At 42.9% G+C, this 1675-nt stretch carries 2 protein-coding genes and 1 pseudogene; 1 reads left to right on the forward strand and 2 read right to left on the reverse strand.

Annotation, left to right across the window (positions count from 1 at the left end):
* Positions 1-35: 35 nt before the first annotated feature.
* Positions 36-188 (forward strand): annotated as a pseudogene (locus DW917_RS18230) (group II intron reverse transcriptase/maturase); the annotation flags it as partial.
* Between the two features lie 140 nt (positions 189-328).
* Here DW917_RS18230 and DW917_RS16765 read toward each other — a convergent pair.
* Both DW917_RS16765 and DW917_RS16770 read right to left on the reverse strand, forming a co-directional pair.
* Entirely contained in the window at positions 329-1078 is a 750-nt protein-coding gene (locus tag DW917_RS16765) for a hypothetical protein (protein WP_118120524.1), read from the reverse strand.
* Positions 1079-1113: 35 nt separating this feature from the next.
* Positions 1114-1675: relaxase/mobilization nuclease domain-containing protein (locus DW917_RS16770; RefSeq protein WP_148466482.1), on the reverse strand; the 562-nt coding region annotated here is incomplete at its 5' end.

Genomic DNA, 1675 nt, shown 5'->3' on the forward strand with positions numbered 1-1675 from the left:
TAAAATAAGTTAAACTAAAATGCTGCGGAATTTAGGATAAATACAAAGCATACGAATGGGGTAATACTTGCAAGGGCTATTGGCGAATAGCTGACAGCCCTATTCTAAAAAGGGCGATAGATAACAATAAACTACGCTCCGCAGGGTATACTTTAATGGAGACGTATCTCGAATGGTATCCAAAATAGGAACCGCCGTATGCGGAACCGCACGTACGGTGGTGTGAGAGGTCGGAAAACGAAAGTAGGAAGAAAACTGCTTCGTTTTCCTCCTACTCGATTAGTGTTCCACCTGCTATAATGGTGCAAACACAAGAAACAACATCTTATTATTTCTTGATAAGCCTTTTGATTTCATTTGATTCGTTTGTCAACTTTCTTGCCAAGCTATCTTTGTATGCTGCTATCTCCACCATTTTATGATAACGAAAGATTGAATCTTCATAAACAGTAACACGACTTCTCACATCATCAATAACTTTCTCATCTCGGCAAACAGAGAAATGCTTTTCGATGTAGCGAATATTCGGGTCGTCAGATGGAAGAACCATTTTTAAGGCTCTATACTTCAAGTCTGCCTCCTCCCAATCTTGATGCGCTCGCCATTGGGTGAGATTGCCCCAAATGGAGAGAACAAGAGATAGAGCCAAGCCACCAATGAAAAGAAGAACAGACTTTGAAGTTGGCTCGAAGCGATGAGTCACTACTTTCTTCAGAGGTGTGTTATCCATTGCGTGAAGTTTGTCCTGCACAACTTTTGATGTGGCATTCAGCTCTTGTTTCACCTGATTAATTGCATCAAACAAGAGTTTACTTCGCTGTTCATCTTTGCTTGCTTCTTTCTTGGTAAGGTCGGTAAAGATGCAGATAGCCTCTCTTAATCTTGCCAATTTGTCAATAGCCTCCCCTTCTTTTACAGATACAGAAAGGATGGCTTTTTCAAGTTTGCTTGTGTCAATACTTGCAGGGCTGAGAACTGTTTCCGCTCCTGCGTTCTTAGGTGAGGCAGAAAGTTCATCAACTTTCTGCTCCAATCTCTCAACTGTGCCGTAGATGGCTTCCAATAGTTCTTCTTTCATATTTCTTTTGTTGTTTGAATGGTTTGTAACTTGCATCAAAGGCTAAAGCCTCTTCTGCGTTTCTTCTTTTTCTTCTTGGATGATTCATCCTCTGGGAATGGCTCAAAGGTCTGAGCATTGGCTGGAGCAAAAAGTCCAATGGAAGAAATACCGTCCCAAGGGTCCTGGCTGCTCTCCGATATGGATGGCACCTGCTCATTCTTGCGACAGCCCTGCTCATATTGCTGAGCAGAGCTGGCTCTTGCTGATAAAAGGTTCTCCGTTCCCTCAAATCTCGCATTCAGCTTGCCAAAGCTATAGCCTCGGCTAATCTGCGTACCTTTGAAGCTATATCCATCCTTGCTGAAACGGATGCCTTGTACCTTGGTTCTCTCCTTGTCCTTATAGACAAGCTCCAAGCAAACACCTCGTTTTGCAAGTTCATTCTTGAACTTCTGCCAGCTATCTGCAACTTTTAAGGCATCTTTGACTGCATTGTGAATCTCGTATTTTGCACGCTCCGCATTGCGCAATTTGCGAGTATTAGTATTGCTCTTGTCCGTTCCGTAGGTCAGTCCATACTTGGATTTTAGAGCCTTGGTCACTTGCTCATTACGC

This window comes from Prevotella sp. AM42-24 (genome assembly GCF_003461825.1).
Taxonomy (GTDB): domain Bacteria; phylum Bacteroidota; class Bacteroidia; order Bacteroidales; family Bacteroidaceae; genus Prevotella; species Prevotella hominis.

What these genes read in the sequence shown, in the direction of transcription:
- DW917_RS16765 (WP_118120524.1), bottom strand. Translation starts at nt 1,078, where the DNA reads ATGAAAGAAGAACTATTGGAAGCCATCTACGGCACAGTTGAGAGATTG.